This is a genomic window from Chitinophaga sp. SYP-B3965 (assembly GCF_009647655.1).
Taxonomy (GTDB): Bacteria; Bacteroidota; Bacteroidia; order Chitinophagales; family Chitinophagaceae; genus Chitinophaga.
This window is the reverse complement of the sequence record NZ_WJFD01000001.1, coordinates 370437-392833: the sequence shown is the minus strand read 5'-3', so window position 1 is coordinate 392833 and position 22397 is coordinate 370437. Positions and strand designations below refer to the sequence as shown.

Genomic DNA, 22397 nt, shown 5'->3' with positions numbered 1-22397 from the left:
TTTATGATTTTTGTTTAGGAAAGAATTTCAGTTTATAAACAATGCCGAGCATACCATACCGGCCCAGCATATTATCCTGCACGTCTTCCAGGTAACCGTTGCCGGAGAGCCGCTGGATGCTCTTATTCTGGTTCAACAGATCACGGCCTTCCAGTTTCAGGGAGAAATGTTTGCCCAGTTCTTTGGTTAGGGAGAAATGCAGTAAATACACGCTGGTGTTGTAACCTGCGGAAAGGCCGGTATTCGTATAACCATCCCATTCCACTTCCAGTACCATGCGGGCAGGCAGGGTGAACATGGGGCTGATGTAATAATTAAAAGACCAGGATCGTTGCTGTTGGAGATCGAAATGGCGGTTGTTATAACCCGCACTGCCTTTTACCTGCAGGCTGATCCTTCTGCCGAAGTAAGCGGAATATCCAACTTCCGGTTTGAATGCCCAGACTGTTGTGGGATTGGGTTTTTCATTGTTTGTATAAGAAAGTCCCATACCAAAGTTGATGTAGGAACCCTCCTGTCCTGCGGGGAAAGAAAAGCCCGCATCTGCACCGGCATTATAATTTCCGTTTACATTTACCGGAGATATCAGTTGCCTGCCGGTAGCTTTATCCAGTGTAACCTGGTCTGTGATCTTTTGCCGCCCCAGGTTATACTGCATACGGAGGTATTGGGAACGTTGCTGATCTTTACTGCTATTGGTAAAGGAAAACGACAGGCGATGATCCATTTCCTGTTGCAGGGCAGGATTACCTTTACGGGTTACCATGGCTTCCGAATTATCTTCCAGCGGCTGCAACTGTTCCATACCAGGCATGTTGGCGGAGGCGCTGTAATTCAGTTCCAGTTTTTTGTATTTTATGTACAGGTGAGGCAGCAGGGCTGTAAAACTCTTTTCTACTTTATATCCTTTTCTTGTAGAATGGCCGTTCAGTTTGTTTTGTTCAAACGCTGTGCCTGCTGATAGTTCCAGTTTTTTAGCCTTTACAGATAAAAGGATGTCTGCTCTGTTTGAAAATGTTCCGGTATTGTAATTATCACTGAACCTTTCATCAATTTTATCTTCCTTCAGATCCTTTACGATCTTATCTGTTGTGGAGCTATTGTAATACGCTTCCTCTGAAAACTGCATACTGAGTGTTTTGGTGAGCGGTTCTGTGTAGTTTATACTTCCTGAAAATGTGCCGGTAGTGGAGGAACCTTTTGTTTGCTGATCTGTTTCCTCTGTGCGCGGTACATTGTAATACCGGCTGCGGGTATGGTTGAGGGATGTGTAGTTATTTTTATAATAATCGGGTGTTAAGCTTAGGGCCAGTGTGCGGCGCTTCTTATCAAACTTGTGCATGAAAAGGATATTTGTGCCAACATGGTTGTTGGTGTTTTCAGAACTGGTGTTTTGTGTGCCTTCGTTTAGCAGGGTTTTTCTGTCTATTGTGCGGGACTGATAATTTTCACTTTGGCTGTTAGAATAGGTTGCCCGGTTTAGTTTTGGGCTTATCTTAATAGTGTTCTTATCATCCGGTTTTATCTCTGTAGTGATCTCCACCCGGTGTTCGTTGTTTTTATTGCGGGTTGTTCCTTCCTGCTGGTAAACGTAAGAAGTGTCTGCCAGGAAGTTCTGGCGGTCGCGGGTAAAAGTGTTCCTGGTGTCTGATCCATTATAGAAATAACTGCTCTGCCATTTATCCATATTGAAATTGATGCCGCCGTAGTGGATATCTGTATAACCGGCGGGGCGTAAGATGGCTGATATATCGCCCTCTACTTTGGCGCCTTTTAACTTTGCCAGTTCTCCATATACAAAGGGAGGCAGGTTCTCCATCATACCGGGATTCTTCATCATCATCTGTAACAGTTCTCCTCCTGTAAAACCGGATCTGTTGATGTTGTTTGCCTTGGCCAGCAGGGAAAGCTGGCGTTCTCCGCTGAAGCTGTTGATATTGGCGCCGCCTTCATAACGATCGTTATTACCCAGGCTTCCGCTTACATTGCCGAAGAGCCCTTTTTTACGGTCTTTCTTTGTAACGAGATTGATCACTTTCCTTTTTTTGCCATCTGCTATGCCGGTGAATTCTTCCATATCGCTTTGCTTATCCAGCACCTGCACTTTTGCGATCATATCTGCGGGGAGATTTTTGGTGGCGATGGCAGGATCGCTTCCGAAGAATTCTTTTCCGTCTACCAATACCTGTTGTACGATTTCTCCCTGGGCTTTGATAGTGCCGTTGCGGTCTACGCGGATACCGGGGAGCTTTTGCAGCAGGTCTTCTACTACGGCGTTTTCTTTTGTTTTAAACTTCGCTGTGTTGTATTCAATGGTGTCTCCTTTTATACTGATGGCGGGGGCATCGCTGATCACTACCACTTCTTTCAAATCCCTTCCTTTAGTGGAAAGGAAGAGCGTATCCGGCAGGGATTGGAAATTTCCTTCCGGGATGCTGAAGCGGGTGCGATGGGTTGGATAACCGAGATAGGATAACGTTATGTTGTAATCTCCTTTGGGGAAATGTTTTACTGAAAAACGGCCGTCATTGCCGGTGATGATAGCTGTGTCTTTTAAACCGGTGATCAGAACGGAAGTGCCTGATAAGGGTTTATGGGAAGTGCTGTCTGCTACAACCTGTGCTTGTAATGGTAAAGAGAAAAGGAGAAGTAATAAAGCGTTTCGCATGTAAGCAAAACTATTTCAGCGGAGCGCCTAAATGGGTTAACGGGTGTGTATGTATAGTTAATGAGTGTTAAAACTTTTATACGATCAATTTATATCCTACACTGCGTACATTAATGATCTGAACGGAAGTATCCAGCTGCAGGTATTTACGGATGCGGGTGATATACACATCCATATTACGGGCATTGAAAAAACCATCATCCCCCCAGATATTGAGCAGCATGGCTTTACGGGGAGTTATGGCATTCAGGTGATCTGCCAGCATTTTTAAGATATCGGTTTCTCTTTGAGAAAGGCGTTGTGCTTCACCAGCAAAACTTAATTCCTGCCGCTGGCTGTCAAATACATATCCTCCTATCTGGTAGATGCCATTACCGGTTACTTTCTTTTGTTTTATTCTGGAGCGACGTAACAAACCCTGTATGCGCAGCATCAATTCCTCGATGCTAAATGGCTTCTTAATATAATCGTCTGCCCCAACACTGAGTCCGCGGATCACATCTGCCGTGGTGGTTTTGGCGGTCAGGAAGATAATGGGTATTTCTTCATCTGTCATCCTGATCTCTTCTACCAATGTAATACCATCCTTTTTAGGCATCATTATATCTACTACGCATACTTCCGGACTGAAAGAGCGGAACAACTCCCAACCCTCTTTACCGTTGGCAGCACAGGCTACTTTAAAACCATTCAATTCCAGTGTTTCCCTGATCACACTGGCCAGTACCAGTTCATCTTCTACCAGTAATAATCGCGTCATGCTCCCGGGATTGAAAAGGTGAACAAACTGCCACTACCCGGTGTGCTGGAGACTTTAATACTGCCACCCAGCTTGCTCACAAGTTCCTTTACATGGCTGAGGCCAAGGCCGTAACCTTTTACATCATGCAGGTTACCTTGTGGTACGCGGTAAAATTTATCGAAGATGAAAGGGAGATGTTCTTTGTTTATACCGATGCCATTATCTTCCACACTGAAAAGGTAATTACCCTCCTGCTGCTTCACACGCAACGCTACCCGTTTTTCTGTTTTATCTGCATACTTGATGGCATTATCTACCAGGCTATTCAGAACAGTGAGTAAGGATTCCTGATGCGTATGGATGGTGACCTCTTCTGCATCCAGCCGTGTGGTGATAGTAACACCGGGCAAGTGGTTAAAACGTTGCTGTACTATGTTGAGCAGCTCCGGCAACAGCACTTTGTTGCTTTCAGCTAAAGGCATGCCGTTCTCCATTTTAGACAGGGTCAGGATCTCCTCTATATGTGCCTGTAATTTATTCAACTCATCTTTAGACAGGCGCAGGTATCTTTCTGTTTTGACTTTATCATCCATCCCGTTATAGGTAAGCAGGGATTCATTGATGGTGCTCAGGATGGCAACGGGTGTTTTTAACTCATGCGTGATATTGCTGATGAAATCGCTGCGCATGGTTTCCAATGCTTTCTGCCGGATGATGATGCGCCATAGTACCCAGATACAACCCGCTACGATCAATAACAGAACAAGGGAGATGATCATGGGGCCGCTCATTTTCTTCAGCAGGTAATTTTCTGTACCGGAAAAACGGACATAGAGCTGATTGTCCTTCATAGCGAGGGACAAAGGCATGCTGACATAAAATCCCGTGGAATCTATATGGGCAGGCTTATTTACGTAGGACAATTTAAACCCTACATCTATTCCCCGCGCCGCCAATTGCTTTTTGTAAGCGTTTGTGAGTTTTTGGGTATCCGGCCTTAATTCAGGAGATGCAGACAAGATACTGGAAAGGAATGGCTGCATGCTCTCCCGGGATGCTACGGTAGTACGGGAATCCTTTATGGAATCAGCGCCCATAATGGTACTGCTGAAGGTGATCTCATCGTCCTCCAATACATCAGTGACAGCACTGTCTATAGCCTTCTGCGAACTGTTCGTTTTCATCATCTGCAGTACAACCATACTTTCCATAAAAGACTGGTCATACGTAAACTGCAGGGCATCTTTTGCCTGGCTGAGAAAAGTCTTCCGCTGATCACGGTAAGTGGCCACCAGCCAGTAAAACTGGAATGCCAATACGGTAAGCACTGTAGGCAATACGATCCACCAGATACGTTTATGCATGTTGCAAATGTACGTTCTGATAAGGATCGTACAGCATTGCTTTAACACTCATTAACAAAACTCCTGTTTACTTTATCACTAAAGGTGTTTCCACGCCCAGTAAATGCCTTACAAAGAAGTTGCGCTTCCGTAACCTGCCATAAGGCCCGCCATCACTATGGCCCATTCCGGGAATGGGTAAAAACTCAAACTCCTTGTTACATTTGATCAGTGCATCTGCTACCCGGTAAGTGGATTCAGGGGGTACGTTGGTATCTGCTTCTCCTACTATCAGCAGGAGTTTCCCCTGTAATTTGTCTACGTTGGTGATGTTACTCTGCTCATCGTAATGTTTGCCTACAGGGTAACCCATCCATTGTTCATTCCACCACTGTTTATCTACGCGGTTATCATGACAGCCGCAGGCGGAGACCGCCGCTTTGTAAAACTCAGGATGGAAGAGCATGGCCGCCAGGGCGTTTTGCCCGCCGGCGGATGTTCCATATAGGCCAACACGACTGGTATCAACGTAACTGTATTTGGTACCGAGGGCTTTCATCCAAAGGATCCTGTCCGGGAAACCGGCGTCTGCAATGTTCTTCCAGCAAACATCGTGAAATGCTTTTGAACGATTAGCCGTTCCCATGCCATCTATCTGCACTACGATAAAACCCAGCTCTGCCATGCTTTGCATTTCTCCGAAAGTTCCCATGAAATTCTTGGGCACAAATGCATCGTGCGGGCCTGCGTAAATGTTTTCAATGATGGGGTATTTCTTTGTGGGATCAAATTTAGATGGTCTGCAAACAATACCCCAGATATCCGTTATGCCATCTCTTCCTTTTGCTACAAAACTTTCAACAGGTGGTATGCCTGTTTTGAAGAATTCTGTTGCATCTGCCTTTTCTATCTCTGCTATTTTCTTTCCATTGGATGTAAGCCGCAATTCCGTTACTGGCGGAATGTTCACCTGTGAGTAAGTATCGAGATAATATTTTTTATCGTTAGAAAGTACTATCACGTGTTGTCCTTTTTCCGGTGTCATTTGCACCAGGTTCTTTCCATCAAAACCAATGCGGTAATAATGAATGAGATAAGGATCTTCATCGGCGTGCATACCACTGGCGCGGAACCATATTTCTCTTTTTTTCGCATCTACGCTATCAATGTTCCGCACTACCCATTCGCCTTGTGTGATGGGGTTCTTTATACTGCCGGTGAGGCCATCTACTAAATACAAATGGCGCGAGCCGTCCTTTTCAGAGGACCAGACGATCTCGTTTGTTTCAGGCAGATATTCTGTAAAGATGCGGGATTCGTATATAAAGGTTTCTGTTTTTTCATCGAGCAGGCTACGGGTAGTACCTGTTTGAGCATCCACTTCAATGATCCGGAAACGCTGATGGCCCCGATCTACCTTTTCATAGGTAAAATACCGCGGGTTATCCTTCCGCCAATGCAATACGGGGGCTTCAAAAAAGTCCAGCATCTCTGTGTTTACTTTTATAGCGCTATTCCGATCTACAGGAAACAGGTGCATGTTGTAAGTAGTAAAAGGATCGCCGGGTTGTTTATAATTCTGTGAACGTAATTGCCCGCGTTTAGTGCCAGCCACACTGGTTAATACGTAATACACCAATGTATCCAGAGCAGGATCAGTGAGGTACCCTACCACATATTTACTATCAGGAGACCAGGCCAGATCTCCATATGGTTTATCTTTGGTTCCGCCTGTAGTATGTTGTATCGTATCTCCTTTTTCATTGTTGCGTATAAATACATTCCCGTCTTTTATGAAGGCATGCCATTTCTTATCCGGCGATTCTCCCCGGGTGGAAAAACTTTGCCAGCGGCTGCGGCGGAATACCCTGTCAGGATATGTACGGCGGGGGAAACTATCTTTTTTTGTGAGCTGATAAGTGTTCAGATCGCATTCCCAGTATTTTCCTTTTGTTTCCAGTAGTGCGGTTTTCCCGTTTAGATCCATGCGGGTGATATTCAATCTTAGCGGATCCTGCTCTAAAGCCGCGCCCAATTTGGCGTGATCAAATGCAGGGCTTTTTTTACCGGTGGCTGCCTGCACCAGTATGTATTCCTTTACGGAATCCTTCAGTGTGTTCACATACCAGAAAGTACGGCCGTCTGCAGACCAGTTGGCCCTCACGGTACTTTTGTACACGGTGTTCCGGCTGATGCTGTCCAGCAGGCGGGCATGTTTATACCGCCCTGTCATTTCTTCCTCATCCGGATGGTAAGGGAGCTGTTGTGCGCTGAGGGAACCGGTGCACATCAGCAGCATGATTACGAATATCTTATGCTTAAGCATACAATTGTTTTAATCTACTGTAATGTGGGTACATTTTACAGGAATTGATTTACGCATTTTAACCATAACTGTACTTATTTTACCCTTTCAATTTTGAGCACAACCGGTTAATAATTACAAAGCTTTCTCCCTTTCGCCTGGTTAGCTTTAGGGTATATGAATAATGCGTCCTCCTTTAAACCCTCCCTTAGCCTGTTGGATGCTACCATGGTAGTGGCAGGCAGTATGATCGGCTCCGGTATTTTTATTGTCAGTGCAGATATTACCCGGCTTACGGGAAGTGCGGGCTGGCTTTTACTGGTATGGCTTATTACCGGTTTTATGACCCTCACGGCGGCCTTAAGTTATGGAGAACTGAGTGCTATGTTCCCAAAAGCAGGCGGGCAGTATGTTTACCTGAAAGAAGCGTATAATCCTTTAACAGGCTTTGTGTATGGCTGGAGTTTCTTCACCGTTGTACAAACCGCTACCATTGCGGCAGTAGGGGTAGCCTTTGCTAAATTCACTGCTTATATTGTGCCTTACTTCAGTGAGGATATTATGGTCTGGAAGAACATCTCCCGGGCGCAACTGTTATCTATTGCTGTGATCCTCCTTTTAACCTTCATTAATACCCGGGGGATCAAAAGCGGCAAACTGGTGCAAACCACTTTAACACTCATTAAACTCATCAGCCTTTCCGCCCTTATTATTTGCGGACTGGTATTCCTGAAACCGGATGTATGGGCAGCCAACTGGCAGGATCCCTGGAACCTCCATCCTATTGCCACTACCGGTTCTTATACTTTGATCGCAGCCCTGGGAGCCATTGCTGCGGCTATGGTAGGTTCTATCTTCAGCAGTGATTCCTGGAACAACATCGCTTTCATTGCAGGAGAGGTAAAGAACCCCAAACGCAATATCGGCCTGAGTTTATTCCTGGGTACACTGATCGTTACCTTCCTTTATATACTCGCAAATATCACTTACATCGCTGTGCTGCCTTTGCAGGATATTGCCTTTGCGGAAAAAGACAGGGTGGCGGTAGCGGCTTCTCATGTGATGTTTGGAAAAGCGGGCACTGTATTGATCGCTGCCATGATCATGGTATCTACTTTTGGTTGTAATAATGGTTTGATCCTGGCAGGCGCAAGGGTTTATTATACGATGGCCAATGATGGTTTGTTCTTCCGCAAGGCCGGGAAACTGAACCAGGCGGCGGTACCTGAATTTGCGTTGTGGATACAATGTATTGTTGCCTGTGCCTGGAGCATCAGCGGCAAGTATGGCCAGCTGCTGGATATGATCTCTTTTGTGGTGGTGGGATTCTATATGCTCACGATTGCGGGCATCTTTATCCTGCGCAAAAAAAGACCGGATGCCGAACGCCCGTATAAAGCATTCGGCTACCCGGTATTACCCATTATTTATATCATGATGGGCTTAACTTTCTGTATCCTGCTGATCATTTACAAACCCGGATTTACCTGGCCGGGATTGATCATTGCACTGGCAGGGATACCTGTTTATTATTTTGTTACTTCGTCCCGAACTGGTAAACCGTAGTTTGCGTGTAACGCTCACCCGGTTTCAGGATCACGTTAGGGAAAGAAGGCTGGTTAGGTGAATCAGGGAAGTGTTGTGCTTCCAGGCAAAGTCCTGCGTTTTTGCCATATTTAGCACCATTACGTGTATGCTGTAATGTACCGTCCAGGAAGTTACCGGTGTAGAACTGGATGCCGGGCTCTGAAGTAGAGATGGTCATCAGTCTTCCGCTGGCAGGATCATACAATGTACCTACCACTGTAGCGCCTGTGCCTGTTTTATCAAACACCCAGTTATGGTCGTATCCTCCTTTCACTTCTGCAATATGTTCACCAATGCGGGTAGCTGTGGTGAAATCCATTGGTGTGCCTTTTACAGGTTCGATCTTACCGGTTGGGATCAGCACATCATTTACTGGTGTAAAGTTGGATGCATCCAGTTGCAGTACATGACCAAGGATAGTGGAATCCTTGCCGGCAGACAGGTTGAAATAAGTGTGTTGCGTCAGGTTCACCGGTGTGGGCTTACTCGTGGTGGCAACATATTCCAGTTTCAGGGCATTGTCTGCCGTGAGGGTGTAGATCACTTTGGCATCCAGGGTACCGGGGTATCCTTCTTCCCCGTCTGCGCTGGTATATTCCAGTAACAGGCTGCTGTCTCCGGGCAATTGGGTCACCTTCCAGATCACTTTATCAAAACCTTTCAATCCGCCGTGCAGGGTGTTGCCGTTATTATTCGCGGCCAGTTTATAAGTGGCCGTATCCAGTTTAAAGGTGGCCTTCGCAATACGGTTAGCATAACGGCCTACCAGGGTACCGAAATACGGGTTGCCCTGTTGTAAATACCCCGCAAGAGAATCGTACGATAACACTACATTGCCTTCCTGGCCTGCTTTATCCTTAACGATGATATCAGTGATAACGCCTCCGTAGTTCAATACTTTCACTACCATGCCACTGTCGTTGGTGAGGGTATATTGTAAAACTTCCTGCCCGCCGAAGTCGCCATAATGTTGCGGTGCGGGAGTTACGGTAGAATCTGCGCTGGCTTTCTTTTCTGAAGATGGGTTGTTACAGGCTGAAGTAACAATCAGACTTCCGGTAATGATCGTCATAACTGTTGTGAGTTTTTTAAACATGATAATCCTTGTTTAAGTGTTAGCGTGGTTAATCCTTAAATATCCGGATTAAATTCTAAAAATCAGAGACATTTATTTTAAATTGTCTGTTCCACATTTAATTATCAATATCTGTGTATAATCTGCGAAATATTGAAAAGTGGATCTTTGAATTGCATGTTAGCTTTATTCATATGAATAAACTGTTGATCGCCGTACTATTGTTGTTTAACAGTATAGCAGCTTTTGCACAATCCCTGGTACCGGAATGGAAAGATACCCGTATCCAGGTTCCCTTACAGGCAAATATCAGGGCCTATGCCTTTAACCTGGCAGCTATCCGTTTACTGGATGGCCCTTTCCTGACGGCCATGCAGGCGGAAGCAAAATATCTTTTACAGATAGAACCGGACCGGCTCCTTTCAGATTTTCGTGCACATGCAGGCCTTACTCCCAAAGGAAAGAAATATGGCGGATGGGAATCATCAGGGCTGGCAGGACATTCGCTGGGGCATTATCTTTCTGCCTGTGCCATGCAATATGCGGCTTCCGGCGATCCCCTATTCCTCCAACGCGTTAATTACATAGTGGATGAACTGGAAGAATGCCAGCGCAGCCGCAAAACAGGATATGTGGGCGCCATTCCCAATGAAGATAGTATGTGGACAGAAGTAGCGGCAGGTAATATCCGCACCCGGGGGTTTGATCTGAATGGTGCATGGGCACCCTGGTACACCGTACATAAGATCATGGCAGGACTGCTGGATGCTAAATTATATTGTAATAACGCCAAAGCCCTTGTGATCAATGAAGGCATTGCCAACTGGGCAGGTACGATCATTAAGGACCTGGACCATGAAAAATTACAACGGATGCTCTTCTGTGAATATGGTGGTATGAGTGAAACGCTGGTGAATACATGGGCTTTAACGGGTAACAAAAAGTACTTAGACCTGAGTTACAAATTCTACGATACCCGTGTGCTGGATTCCCTGGCGGCAGGGATCAATGTACTCCCGGGCAAACACTCCAATACCCAGATCCCAAAGGTTATTGGCGGCATCCGCCGGTTTGAACTGAACCTTGATAAGAAGGATGCAGCCATTGCCCATTTTTTCTGGAATACGGTTGTACAACATCATTCTTACGTGACGGGTGGTAACAGCAATTATGAATATTTTGGTCCTGCTGATCAATTGAGTGAAACGCTCACGGATAATACCACAGAAACTTGTAACACTTATAATATGCTCAAGCTTACGCGTCATTTATTTGCGCTGAAGCCGGAAGCTGCTTATATGGATTATTATGAAAAAGCACTGTACAACCATATCCTGGCTTCTCAGGATCATGAGAACGGGATGGTGTGTTATTTCGTGTCTTTACGCATGGGGGGTACAAAGGAATATAGTAATCCCTGGCATTCCTTTACCTGCTGTGTGGGTTCAGGGATGGAGAATCATGTGAAATACGGGGAAAGTATTTACGCCCGGGGAGAGGATGGCAGTTTGTATGTGAACCTGTTCATTCCTTCTACGCTGGACTGGAAAGAGAAGGGCGTAAAGATCAGGCAGGAATCTAACCTGCCGGATATCAGGCTGATCATTTCCGGGCAAGGCTCCTTCCCTATCCGTATCCGTAAGCCACATTGGACAAAGGGAGCGGTCACCGTTTCTATCAACAATAAACAACAAACGCTCTCGCCTGATGCCAGCGGTTATCTTGTACTGCAGCAAAAATGGAAGAACGGGGATGTGATCACACTAAGTTATCCGCAAACCCTTTATACGGAATCCATGCCGGACAATCCAAACCGTAAGGCTATCTTCTACGGCCCGGTATTGCTGGCTGGTTTACTGGGAGAAAAAGAACCTGATCCGGTAAAAGGCGTGCCTGTTTTTGTAACGGACCAGCAGGATCCGGTGGAATGGCTGGATGCCAGTTTTAAAACGAAGGAAACGGGTATCAAAATGGTGCCCTTCCACGACACTAAGAATCAATATTATAGTGTGTATTGGGATGTGTTCAGCCCGGCAGCCTGGGCGGTACAACAAAAAGTGTATGAAGAACACAAAAAACTGGAAAGGGAGCTGGAAGAAAATACGCTGGATGTACTACGCCCGGGGGAAATGCAACCGGAGCGGGATCATGACTTCACAGGAGAAAAGCTCCATACAGAAGAGGAACATGGTAAGAAATGGCGGCTGGCGGAGCCGGGAGGGTTCTTCTCTTTTAATATGAAAGTGCAGCCGGAAGGGGGCAATGCCCTGCTTTGCAGTTACTGGGGAATGGATAACCGGGGAAGGATCTTCGACATACAGGTAAATGGGGTCACCATTGCCACCGAGGATCTAAATAAGTATAAAGCCAGCAAGTTTTACGATATTAGCTACAAAATTCCCGAGGAACTGACCAAAGGGAAAAATACCGTAACCATTAAATTCCTCCCTAAACCACAAAACAGTGCGGGACCTTTATATGGTGTACGGATGATCAAAGAAAACACAATATTGTCCACAGGATTAAAAGAGCACCAGTGAAAATAGCGCATTATTCAGGAAAGAACAGAATGCTGTTAGCCGTTGATTGCATCATTTTTGGGTTTGATGGAACAGAACTGAAACTGTTACTGATTAAAAGAGGATTTGAACCGGAACAGGGCCGCTGGAGCCTGATGGGCGGTTTTGTGCAGCCGAGGGAAACATTGGATAATGCTGCTGCCCGCATCCTGCATGAGCTCACCGGCCTGAAGGATGTGTACATGGAACAACTGCATGCTTTCGGGGAAATAGACCGGGACCCTATTGAAAGGACGGTATCTGTTGTATATACCAGCCTGATAGATATCAATGAATATAAAAAGCAGATCAATAACGATTTCCATTCTGAATGGTTCCCACTGAAAAAGATCCCTTCCCTGATCTTCGATCACCGGGATATGGTGGAAATGGCCAAAGAAAAACTGCGGTATAAAGCCGCCTTCCACCCCATCGTATTTGAAATGCTGCCGGAGAAATTCACCCTCCCCCAACTACAAAGCCTATATGAAGGGATCTATGGCTCCCTGATGGACAAACGGAACTTCTCGCGCAAAGTATTGTCAACCGGACTATTAATCAAACAGAAGGACAAAGAGCGCCTGAGTTCCAAAAGAGGCGCCTTTTACTATAAACTAGATAAGCGGAAGTATCAGACCAAGTTCAATGCCTTCCTGAATTTTATTCCCAACCCAAACAACCTTAACTAATTTTTTTTCCAGATAGTGGGAAAGATGGGAATTTTTTTGCTACTTTACTTAAGTGTCGCATTGACAATAATAATTCCACATGAAAGAATCCTACGTAATAGGGGTAGATTATGGCACAGATTCCGTCCGCTCCATCCTTGTAAATGCTCATACCGGGGAAGAAGTTGCAGCTGCTGTATTTTATTATCCCCGCTGGAAAGACGGACTGTATTGTGATGCCGGGAAGAACCGTTTCCGGCAGCATCCACTGGATTACCAGGAAGGGCTTGAAAATACCATCCGGGCCTGTCTGAAAATAGCCGGGCCAACTGTTGCCGGTTCCGTGCGTGCTATTTCTGTAGACACTACGGGATCTACGCCGGTAGCGGTAAATGAAAGTGGTACACCCCTGGCTTTACTCCCCGGATTTGAACAGAATCCCAATGCCATGTTTGTACTGTGGAAAGATCATACCGCTACAAAAGAAGCGGCACAGATCAATGCACATGCAGCCACGTTTCCTGTTAACTACCTGCAGTTCGTAGGCGGCATTTATTCCTCTGAATGGTTCTGGGCAAAACTCCTGCATGTTTTACGCGCTGATGAACAGGTACGTTGTGCCTGTTATTCCTGGGTGGAACATTGCGACTGGATACCTTTCCTGCTCACAGGCGGCACACATATTTCCCAAATGAAACGCGGTACCTGCAGTGCAGGACATAAAGCATTGTGGGCTGCAGAATATAATGGCCTGCCGCCGAATGAATTCTTTTCTTCACTGGATCCGTTGCTGAATTGTTATACCTCCCGCCTGTTCTCTGAAACATATACTGCGGATAAGGCAGCGGGAAATCTTTCTGTTGAATGGGCTGAAAGACTTGGCCTTTCTGTGGATGTGTTGGTAGGCACCGGAGCTTTTGATGCACACATGGGAGCAGTAGGTGGTCAGATAGAACCTTATCATCTCAGTAAAGTGATGGGTACTTCTACCTGTGATATGCTGGTAGCCCCCATGCAGGATGTAACAGGCAAACTTGTAAAAGGTATTTGCGGCCAGGTACCAGGTTCTGTGATCCCCGGCATGATGGGCATGGAAGCAGGTCAGAGTTCTTTTGGCGATGCCTATGCATGGTTCAGGGATCTGCTGAGCTGGCCATTAGCACACTTTAAACAATCTACGGACATCATTGATCAGTTAATACCGGAACTCACTAAACAGGCAGCATTAATACCACCTGAAGAACATAACAGCGTAGCATTGGATTGGCTGAATGGCAGGCGCACACCGGATGCCAATCAATTACTCAAAGGCGCCATCACTGGTTTGGACCTTGCCAGCAGTGCGCCGCAAATATTCCGTTCCATTATTGAATCCACCTGCTTTGGCGCTAAAGCTATTGTAGACAGGTTCAATGAAGAAGGCATTCCTGTAAAAGGCCTGATAGGCATGGGTGGTGTGGCAAAGAAATCACCACACATTATGCAGATCATGGCAGACATCATGAACATGCCGCTTCGCATTCATCGTTCTGATCAAACCTGCGCAGCAGGTGCAGCCATGTTTGCTGCTACGGTGGCTGGCATCTACGATAAGGTGGAAGACGCCATGGAGGCAATGGGACAGGGTTTCGATAAAACTTATTATCCCAATCCCGCACATGCAGCTATCTACGCAAAACGTTACCGGCAATATCAACAATTGGGGAATTTCATCGAACAACAAACCGTATGAAAAGTAAATACCAGCAACTGAAAGAAGCCGCCTATGCCGCCAACATGCAATTACCCGCATTGGACCTGGTGCTTTTTACCTTCGGGAATGTAAGTGCTGCGGACCAGGACCTTGGGGTGTTTGCTATCAAACCCAGCGGTGTGCCTTATGCGGAACTTTCTGTAGAGAGCATGGTGATCGTGGACTTTGACGGCAACACCATTGAAGGCGATCTGCGCCCTTCTTCTGATACCCGCACGCATGCTGTATTATATAAACACTGGAAAAACATCGGCGGCATTGTGCATACCCATTCACTCTATGCAACTGCATGGGCGCAAACCTTACAGGATATTCCCATTTATGGCACCACACATGCAGATCATACCACAGTAGATATTCCCTGCGCCCCACCCATGACAGATGACATGATAGCCGGCAACTATGAATACCAGACCGGGTTCCAGATCATGCAGGCATTGGAAGAAAGAGGTATGAGTTATGAAGAAGTGGAAATGATACTGGTTGGGAATCATGCTCCCTTCACCTGGGGAAAAACACCTGAGAAAGCAGTATACAACAGCGCGGTACTGGAAAACATTGCGCACATGGCATTCCTCACGCAACAGATCCGCTTAGATGCACCGCGTTTGAAAGATGCCCTGATCAAAAAACATTACGAACGAAAACATGGTCCGGATTCCTATTACGGCCAATAAACTTTAAACATGAGCGAACTTAAGAAACTGGAAGTATGGTTTGTAACTGGAAGCCAGCACCTATATGGAGAAGAAACACTTTTGCAGGTAGCGGAACACGCTAAGGTAATTGCCGCAGCCCTGCACAATCAACCACAAATACCGGTATCCATTATCTGGAAACCGATCGTGAAATCGCCGGAAGAGATCTACCACCTCATCATGGAAGCCAATGCGGCTAAGCAGGTGATAGGGCTCATTGCGTGGATGCATACCTTCTCCCCTGCCAAGATGTGGATCGGCGGATTGAAAGCATTGCAGAAACCGTTGTTGCACCTGCACACACAATTCAACAGGGATATCCCATGGAGCACGATAGATATGGACTTCATGAACCTCAACCAGAGTGCGCATGGCGACAGGGAATTTGGCTTCATGGTGAGCCGCCTCCGCATGAACAGAAAAGTAGTGGCAGGGCATTGGGAAGATCCTGAAGTGATAGCAGATATCAATGGATGGACGCGTACGGCCGCCGGCTGGCATGATTGGCAGGGCGCACGTTTTGTGCGTTTCGGAGATAACATGCGTTTTGTAGCGGTAACAGATGGCGATAAAGTAGAAGCAGAATATAAATTCGGCTACTCCGTAAATACACATGGCATTGGCGACCTCACCAAAGTGATCGGCACCGTTAGTGATCATGCTATTGATGTACTGGTAAAAGAATATGAAGACCGTTATGCACTCGCTGCTTCTTTGCGTAAAAGCAATGAACAACATCCCGCACTGCGTGAAGCGGCTCGTATTGAATTAGGCTTACAGGCCTTCCTGGAAGATGGAAATTTTAAAGGTTTTACAGATACGTTTGAAGACTTACACGGCATGCAGCAATTGCCGGGCATTGCCGCGCAACGCCTCATGGCAAAGGGTTATGGCTTTGCCGGAGAAGGAGACTGGAAAACCGCCGCACTGGTGCGCGCCATGAAAGTAATGGGCAGCGGCCTGCCAGGTGGCAACTCCTTCATGGAAGATTACACCTACCATTTCAATCCTGATAATTCCATGGTGTTAGGCTCACACATGCTGGAGATCTGTGAATCTATTGCAGACGGACAGCCTTCCTGCGAGATACATCCATTAGGTATTGGTGGTAAATCAGATCCTGTACGGCTGGTGTTCAATGCAGCAGCAGGTCCCGCGCTGAATGCTTCCATCGTGGATATGGGCAACCGTTTCCGCCTGATCGTTAATGAAGTGATGGCCGTTAAGCCCATGCATAATTTGCCGAAACTCCCGGTGGCCAGGGTACTCTGGAAACCTTACCCGGATATGAAAACAGGCTGCGCTGCATGGATACTGGCCGGAGGTGCGCATCATACCTGTTACAGTCAGAATTTATCTTCTGCGCAGTTAGAAGATTTTGCAGAGATCGCCAACATAGAATGTGTGCTGATAGATAAAAACACACAGATCCGGCAATTGAAAAATGAATTACGATGGAATGAAACGTCTTACATGATCAACCCAAAATAATAATCAGCTACACGTTATGAACAACAACCTGGCATTATCAGACTATCTTGTATTTATCGCCTATTTCCTGCTTGTTTCTTCTTTTGGTTACTGGATCTACCGCAGAAAACGCAAGGCTACCGCAAGTACAACAGATTTCTTCCTCGCTGAGGGTTCCCTTACCTGGTGGGCCATCGGCGCATCCCTCATTGCTTCCAATATTTCTGCGGAGCAGTTCATTGGCATGAGTGGCGAAGGGTTCTTTGTAGGCATTGCAGTGGCAGCTTATGAATGGATCGCTGCCATAGCACTGATCATTATTGCGGTGTGGTTCATTCCGGTGTACCTGAAGAACAAGATCTATACGATGCCGCAATTCCTGAAGATGCGGTATAATGAAACGGTAGCGCTGATCATGGCGGTGTTCTGGTTGTTCCTCTATGTGTTCGTGAATCTTACTTCTATCCTCTATCTCGGGGCAGTGGCCATTAATGGTCTTGCCGGCGGAGAGTACCTGCATGTTATCATGCTGGGGCTGGCCATCTTTGCATTGATCATTACCCTGGGTGGGATGAAAGTGATCGGGTATACGGATGTGATCCAGGTGGCGGTGCTGATCATTGGTGGCCTCGCTACTACTTATCTTGCCCTCACCATGGTATCTGAAAAATTCGGCCTGGGCAGTGATGCGCTCGCGGGTTTTAAAGTACTGATGAAAGATGCACCGGAACATTTTAAAATGATCCTGCCGAAACCTACGGCGCAATCTTCTCAGCTGGAGATTGACAGGTATGTAGTACTTCCCGGTATTGCCATGTATTTTGCCGGCCAGTGGATCGTGAACCTCAACTACTGGGGTTGCAATCAATACATCACACAACGGGCACTGGGTGCTAACCTGGAAACAGCCCGCACAGGGATCCTCTTTGCGGGTTTCCTCAAACTGATGATGCCGGTTATCGTAATGCTGCCAGGTATTGCAGCGTATGTGTTATACAAAAATGGTCACCTTCCGCAACTGGAAGGTGGTAGTAAAGACGGTGCTTATTCTGCCATCCTGGGTTTTCTCCCCAATGGACTGAAAGGATTATCCATTGCTGCGCTAACGGCCGCTATTGTGGCTTCACTGGCAGGTAAGGCCAATAGCATCTCTACTATTTTCACACTGGACATCTATAAAAAATACTTCAATAAAGAAGCGGATGAAAAGAAACTGGTATGGATAGGCAGGGCTACCATTTTTGTGGCCATGCTCATTTCTGTGATCTTTACCTGGGAAGATCTCCTGGGTATTGGCGGTGAAGGAGGGTTTACTTTTATCCAGAAATATACCGGGTTTATCAGTCCGGGGGTATTTGCGATGTTCATCCTGGGTATGTTCTGGAAGAGGACAACAGGGACGGCTGCCATTGCGGGTGTACTTACGGGATTCCTGCTCTCTGTTTTCTTCAACAGTTTTGCTATAAAGTTATTTGGGATAAATACCTGGTTCTATACCGCGTATCCTGATGGGAAAGGTGGCTTTACGATCCCTTTCCTCATCTGTATGGGACTCTCCTTTTTATTCACCATGATCGTAATGGTACTGCTCAGCCTTGCCGGGCCAAAAGTAAATCCGAAGGCTTTTGAACTGGATAAGACGATGTTCAAACTGAAGCCCGCTACCATTGTAATGATTGTGTTAACATTGGTGATCCTCACGGCTTTGTATGCAAAATTCTGGTAGATTTTTTTAGGTGCTTTTTTCAGCGGGATGCCGCGTCATTACTGTTGTTTTCACACATAATAGAAAATAACGCACTATATCAAACTTGTATATGTTAATGGTTTTTATAATACTGGTATGGAAGTTGAAATATACCGGGCAATAAAAGCATTAACCCATGAAAAAAGCACTAACCGCAATGGCCATCATTGCATCTCCCTTGCTATTGAAAGCACAAAATGCATCGGAAGGGGCCGTCAAAATTATGAAAGCTGAAAACAGCGCAGCTATTGCCACTTATGATTATCCCGAAGAGATCGTAGAGAAGGCGTTAACCATTAAATTAGAAAAGGAAGGATTAGGTAAACAGCGAAAGCAGCAGGGGTTCTTAACATACAAAGGCGTAAGCTGGCCGGAAGTTTCATCTGAAAAGCTGGATGTTTATGTAAAAGTAGAGAGTAAAAAGAAAGGCGCTATCGTATCACTGCTTGCTGCAAAGGGGTATGATAACTTTGTAAGTAGCAGTTCTGACGCTGCTACCATGGAAAAGATGAAGCAATTTCTGAATGAATTTGCGACAGACGTTGCGAGTTACAACGATGAGATTGAGGAGAAGGAAGCCGAACTGGAGAAAGCCAAAAAGGCGGCTGAAGAACATGCGAAGAAACAGAAAAAGCTGGAGAGCGAACATGCAAAACTGGCTGAGGAACTGAAGAAGGCTAAGAAAGCGAATTAAGGGAGGATTGAAGAGGGATGAAAGGTCGGCAGAATTGAAGAAAACTAAAAAAAAAACGAACTAACAGGAGAATTGGAGAGGGATAAGAGATCGAATTAACGGAGAAATCTGAAAAAAGCGAATTAACGAAGATTTAAAACGGGGGCCCTCCCCCGTTCTTTTATTTCATAGAAAAAGTTTGTACCTATGCCGTCATGATAAGTGCACTAATGATCATCGGCAGCATAATTGCCCAACCAGATACCAGCATTATTCTTGCTGAACAATCTGAACACCGCGTAGCTATTGCTGATGTAAATACTCAAAAGATCACTTGGGATTGGAAACCTGCGGCTTCCAATGTGAAACCGGAACATGTAAAATGGTTTTCCAGTGTAAGTGATGCCAAACTGGTGTACAATGGCAAATATATCCTTACCGTGGCTTCCGGCGGTGGCGTGGCATTGATCCGTATTGCGGACAAGAAAACGGTATTCTACGCTTATGCAGGCGGTAATACCCACTCCGCTGAATTACTGCCGGATGGGAATATTGTTACGGCCTCCAGTACAGGTAATTTCCTGATGCTGTTTAAGGTAGACACGCTCCATTTTCCGGAGAATGTATATACCAAAAAAGTGTTCATTGAATTTGGGCATAATGTGGTGTGGGATCAAAAACGGCAGGTATTATGGTCTGCTGGCCTGAGTAAGCTAAAATCCTTTACTTATAATTTTAACTGCGATCAGCCTGACCTTGTTTTGAAAGATTCCATTGAATTACCAGGGCATGAGGCACATGATCTTTTTCCTGTTTATGGGGAAGATGCTTTGTGGCTGACGAATAATGGTGGTGTATATAAATTTGATATTGCTACCAAGCAGCTTAAACAAGCGGATATAATTCAACGTTCAATAAAGAGCGTGTCATCGGGGCCTGCGGGTTATCCTACTATTGTACTGCAGCCTAATGAATCCTGGTGGTCTAATGAAGTATTGGATGCACAGGGGAAGCCGGTGTTTAGTCAGAAAGGATTGAGGATATATAAGGCGAGATGGTTCCTGGAAAATAAGTTCAGTTATCCGGCGAATGATGAGGTGCGTGTTTGCAAATAATATCACCGCCAGCCTTTTTTAATTTCCTTACTGGCCTTTTGCGGCCTTGGATCGGCCTTGGATTGGCCTTGCAAGGCCTCGTGACAGCCTCTATCAGCCTTTCAATGGCCTTGCATCAGCCTTAATCCCCTATTATACCACCCCTGCCCAGGCAAATAACGAGTCACATATTTTAGAATAATATAATAAGCCTCCTCCTCCCAAAAAAGAAAAAAACTCCGCCCTCTGCTGCGCGGCAAAATTCCGGCCCCCTTTTTTGGGAGGAGGCGCTTTTTATAACTTATAAAACTTCCAGTTCGTAATAAAATCCTTCTTTGGTGCCTGCTTCAATAACAGCGCTCTCACCATCTCCACCGGCATGGCATTCTCCCGGATGATGGCATCATGGAATTGCTGGTACGTCATCTTACCACCATCTACCAGTTCTTTCTTTAGCGCCTCAAACTGCAAACCTCCTATCATATAAGCGATCTGATACAAGGGACCATAACCACCTGTAAAGGAACGGCGTACTTCTCCTTCCGCATTGGCCCTTTCATGATTTACACGATCCACCAGGAAATCGATGCATTGTTGGGGTGTCCATTTATTGGTATGATAACTGAGGGAAAAGATGATCCTTGCGCAGCGGTGCATCCGCCAGAAGAGCATACCCATACGATCTTCCGGGGTTACGGGGAATTTGAGGTCCCACAGTAAACGCTCCCAGTATAATGCCCAGCCTTCCGTCCAGAAAGGGGTATTAAACTGACGGTAGGATCTGTAGCGATCGTTCATGAACTGCTGCATGGCATGGCCGGCCAGTAATTCATGATGTACGGTGGCCCTGGAGAAATGAGGATTGTTCCCCCGCATGCTCATCATTTTATCATCATGCTGCATGGTATTGGTGGGATAGGAAATAATGAATTCCTCTCCGCCCAAAAAGAACGGGCTCACCAGCTGACGTTCCGGTGCCATCATGCTCATCCGCCAGGTTTCTTCTGCCAGTGGTGGTATCGTGATCAGGTTATGTTTCTTAATAAAGTCCAGCGATTCATTGTACAACTTCATCATGGCCTCCGGTTGTTTGGATGGCGGCACGTATGCGTTCTTTATTTTCTCCATGGCAGCTTTCCAGTTATCACCAAACCCCATCTCTTTAGAAGCTTTCAGCATCTCTGCATCACACCAGGCAAATTCTTTATTGGCGATGGAGATCAGATCTTCCGGTGTATACGGGATCATTTCCTCCTGTAACTGCCGGATCAGTTCTTCCCTGCCAATGGGATTACCGATGATACCACTACCGTCATCTTTCTGGGACACGGCATTCTTTCCTTTGCTGGTGAGTATGTTGGCGTAATCATTTAGCAGACTATCCAGCCGCTTGTAAGGCGCAGGGATCCACCAGGTGAATAAGGGATCATAACCATTGTAAAAATCAAAGGTGCTTTTGATGGCAGACTGCATACCTTTTGCCACACCGGCAGCCCTGCGGCTGAGTGGTAATGGCAGCGAGCTGTCTTTCTTTAATAACACTTTAGCAGCTATTACATCTTTCACCAGCGTGTTCAATTCTGCGGCCAGCTTTTCGGCATCCGGCGCAGCGCCCCGGCGGCGAAGCCTCTCCACCGCATACAATCTCTCTGCGAATGGGAACCATTGCTGCACACCCTTATACTCCTTTGCCTCCTGATCCAGCTGGAACTGTTCATCCTTCAGATCCCGCCGGAATAAAACGTAATCCACTGCGGAACCTACCGGCAGTTTGGCATAATCCAGTTTGGAAAGCCGCTGCAGATATTGCTCCTGCAACGCCGTCATCTTTTCTCTGCGTTCCGGAGAATTGCGGACAAAATAAAAGCGGTTCAGTGCGCCTCTGTCTGCATAATATTGCACCATGATGTTATTCACTTCACTGGTTTGATTATACAGGTCAGTGTCCTGCGATTGTGCATAGGTAGCAAACTGCATCAACAGCAAACAGATACAGCATAAGGATTTTCTCATGAT

Annotated in this window: 15 protein-coding genes; 9 read left to right on the top strand and 6 right to left on the bottom strand. The window is 46.1% G+C overall.

What is annotated here, in order from left to right; all coding sequences use genetic code 11:
• Position 1: 1 nt before the first annotated feature.
• The 4 genes from GFS24_RS01455 to GFS24_RS01440 form a co-directional block, all read right to left on the bottom strand.
• A complete protein-coding gene (locus GFS24_RS01455) occupies positions 2 to 2668 on the bottom strand; it encodes an outer membrane beta-barrel protein (RefSeq protein ID WP_153657794.1) in 2667 nt (888 codons plus the stop codon).
• Between the two features lie 76 nt (positions 2669 to 2744).
• Positions 2745 to 3428 (bottom strand): response regulator transcription factor, encoded by a 684-nt coding sequence (locus tag GFS24_RS01450; RefSeq protein ID WP_153657793.1) that lies wholly within the window; start codon positions 3426 to 3428, stop codon positions 2745 to 2747.
• Positions 3425 to 4774: a cell wall metabolism sensor histidine kinase WalK gene (locus tag GFS24_RS01445; protein ID WP_153657792.1), complete on the bottom strand. Its 1350-nt coding sequence runs from the start codon at positions 4772 to 4774 to the stop codon at positions 3425 to 3427. Before GFS24_RS01445 ends, GFS24_RS01450 begins: the two co-directional genes overlap by 4 nt.
• Before the next feature lie 67 nt (positions 4775 to 4841).
• Complete coding sequence (locus GFS24_RS01440; protein WP_153657791.1) at positions 4842 to 7079, bottom strand: S9 family peptidase; 2238 nt, start codon at positions 7077 to 7079, stop codon at positions 4842 to 4844.
• Positions 7080 to 7235: 156 nt separating this feature from the next.
• Between GFS24_RS01440 and GFS24_RS01435 the strand changes: the two genes are divergently transcribed.
• The gene (locus tag GFS24_RS01435) at positions 7236 to 8624 is read left to right on the top strand and encodes an APC family permease (RefSeq protein WP_153657790.1); all 1389 of its coding nucleotides are present in this window, start codon (positions 7236 to 7238) and stop codon (positions 8622 to 8624) included.
• On the opposite strand, the gene GFS24_RS01430 is transcribed toward GFS24_RS01435, so the two are convergent.
• Positions 8596 to 9741, bottom strand: coding sequence for an aldose epimerase family protein (locus GFS24_RS01430; protein ID WP_153657789.1), 1146 nt, complete (start codon positions 9739 to 9741; stop codon positions 8596 to 8598). The two genes, GFS24_RS01435 and GFS24_RS01430, sit on opposite strands and share 29 nt — an antisense overlap.
• Positions 9742 to 9914: 173 nt before the next feature.
• Here GFS24_RS01430 and GFS24_RS01425 point away from each other — a divergent pair, with 173 nt between their 5' ends.
• The 8 genes from GFS24_RS01425 (at position 9915) to GFS24_RS01390 (ending at position 20402) form a co-directional block, all read left to right on the top strand.
• A complete protein-coding gene (locus GFS24_RS01425) occupies positions 9915 to 12260 on the top strand; it encodes a glycoside hydrolase family 127 protein (RefSeq protein ID WP_153657788.1) in 2346 nt (781 codons plus the stop codon).
• Complete coding sequence (locus tag GFS24_RS01420; protein ID WP_371729546.1) at positions 12257 to 12967, top strand: NUDIX domain-containing protein; 711 nt, start codon at positions 12257 to 12259, stop codon at positions 12965 to 12967. Before GFS24_RS01425 ends, GFS24_RS01420 begins: the two co-directional genes overlap by 4 nt.
• Before the next feature lie 79 nt (positions 12968 to 13046).
• Entirely contained in the window at positions 13047 to 14678 is a 1632-nt protein-coding gene (locus GFS24_RS01415; protein ID WP_153657787.1) for a ribulokinase, read from the top strand.
• Positions 14675 to 15376, top strand: coding sequence for an L-ribulose-5-phosphate 4-epimerase AraD (araD, locus tag GFS24_RS01410; RefSeq protein ID WP_153657786.1), 702 nt, complete (start codon positions 14675 to 14677; stop codon positions 15374 to 15376). Before GFS24_RS01415 ends, araD begins: the two co-directional genes overlap by 4 nt.
• Positions 15377 to 15385: 9 nt before the next feature.
• Positions 15386 to 16888, top strand: a complete 1503-nt coding sequence (gene araA / locus GFS24_RS01405) for an L-arabinose isomerase (protein WP_153657785.1) — start codon at positions 15386 to 15388, stop codon at positions 16886 to 16888.
• 16 nt (positions 16889 to 16904) lie between these two features.
• A complete protein-coding gene (locus tag GFS24_RS01400; protein ID WP_153657784.1) occupies positions 16905 to 18593 on the top strand; it encodes a sodium/solute symporter in 1689 nt (562 codons plus the stop codon).
• 157 nt (positions 18594 to 18750) lie between these two features.
• A complete protein-coding gene (locus GFS24_RS01395) occupies positions 18751 to 19308 on the top strand; it encodes a hypothetical protein (RefSeq protein WP_153657783.1) in 558 nt (185 codons plus the stop codon).
• A gap of 194 nt (positions 19309 to 19502) precedes the next feature.
• Positions 19503 to 20402 (top strand): DUF6528 family protein, encoded by a 900-nt coding sequence (locus GFS24_RS01390; RefSeq protein ID WP_153657782.1) that lies wholly within the window; start codon positions 19503 to 19505, stop codon positions 20400 to 20402.
• A gap of 273 nt (positions 20403 to 20675) precedes the next feature.
• Here the strand turns inward: GFS24_RS01390 and GFS24_RS01385 are convergent, their stop codons facing one another.
• Positions 20676 to 22394 carry a DUF885 family protein gene (locus GFS24_RS01385; RefSeq protein WP_153657781.1) on the bottom strand — a complete coding sequence of 573 codons (1719 nt, stop codon included), beginning with the start codon at positions 22392 to 22394 and terminating at the stop codon, positions 20676 to 20678.
• Positions 22395 to 22397: the final 3 nt, after the last annotated feature.

Excerpts from the sequence above, each read along its gene's own strand:
- araA (WP_153657785.1), top strand. The coding sequence starts at position 15,386 with ATGAGCGAACTTAAGAAACTGGAAGTATGGTTTGTAACTGGAAGCCAG.
- araD (WP_153657786.1), top strand. The coding sequence starts at position 14,675 with ATGAAAAGTAAATACCAGCAACTGAAAGAAGCCGCCTATGCCGCCAAC.
- GFS24_RS01415 (WP_153657787.1), top strand. The coding sequence starts at position 13,047 with ATGAAAGAATCCTACGTAATAGGGGTAGATTATGGCACAGATTCCGTC.
- GFS24_RS01455 (WP_153657794.1), bottom strand. The coding sequence starts at position 2,668 with ATGCGAAACGCTTTATTACTTCTCCTTTTCTCTTTACCATTACAAGCA.
- GFS24_RS01390 (WP_153657782.1), top strand. The coding sequence starts at position 19,503 with ATGATAAGTGCACTAATGATCATCGGCAGCATAATTGCCCAACCAGAT.
- GFS24_RS01395 (WP_153657783.1), top strand. The coding sequence starts at position 18,751 with ATGAAAAAAGCACTAACCGCAATGGCCATCATTGCATCTCCCTTGCTA.
- GFS24_RS01450 (WP_153657793.1), bottom strand. The coding sequence starts at position 3,428 with ATGACGCGATTATTACTGGTAGAAGATGAACTGGTACTGGCCAGTGTG.
- GFS24_RS01445 (WP_153657792.1), bottom strand. The coding sequence starts at position 4,774 with ATGCATAAACGTATCTGGTGGATCGTATTGCCTACAGTGCTTACCGTA.
- GFS24_RS01440 (WP_153657791.1), bottom strand. The coding sequence starts at position 7,079 with ATGCTTAAGCATAAGATATTCGTAATCATGCTGCTGATGTGCACCGGT.
- GFS24_RS01430 (WP_153657789.1), bottom strand. The coding sequence starts at position 9,741 with ATGTTTAAAAAACTCACAACAGTTATGACGATCATTACCGGAAGTCTG.
- GFS24_RS01435 (WP_153657790.1), top strand. The coding sequence starts at position 7,236 with ATGAATAATGCGTCCTCCTTTAAACCCTCCCTTAGCCTGTTGGATGCT.
- GFS24_RS01400 (WP_153657784.1), top strand. The coding sequence starts at position 16,905 with ATGAACAACAACCTGGCATTATCAGACTATCTTGTATTTATCGCCTAT.
- GFS24_RS01385 (WP_153657781.1), bottom strand. The coding sequence starts at position 22,394 with ATGAGAAAATCCTTATGCTGTATCTGTTTGCTGTTGATGCAGTTTGCT.
- GFS24_RS01425 (WP_153657788.1), top strand. The coding sequence starts at position 9,915 with ATGAATAAACTGTTGATCGCCGTACTATTGTTGTTTAACAGTATAGCA.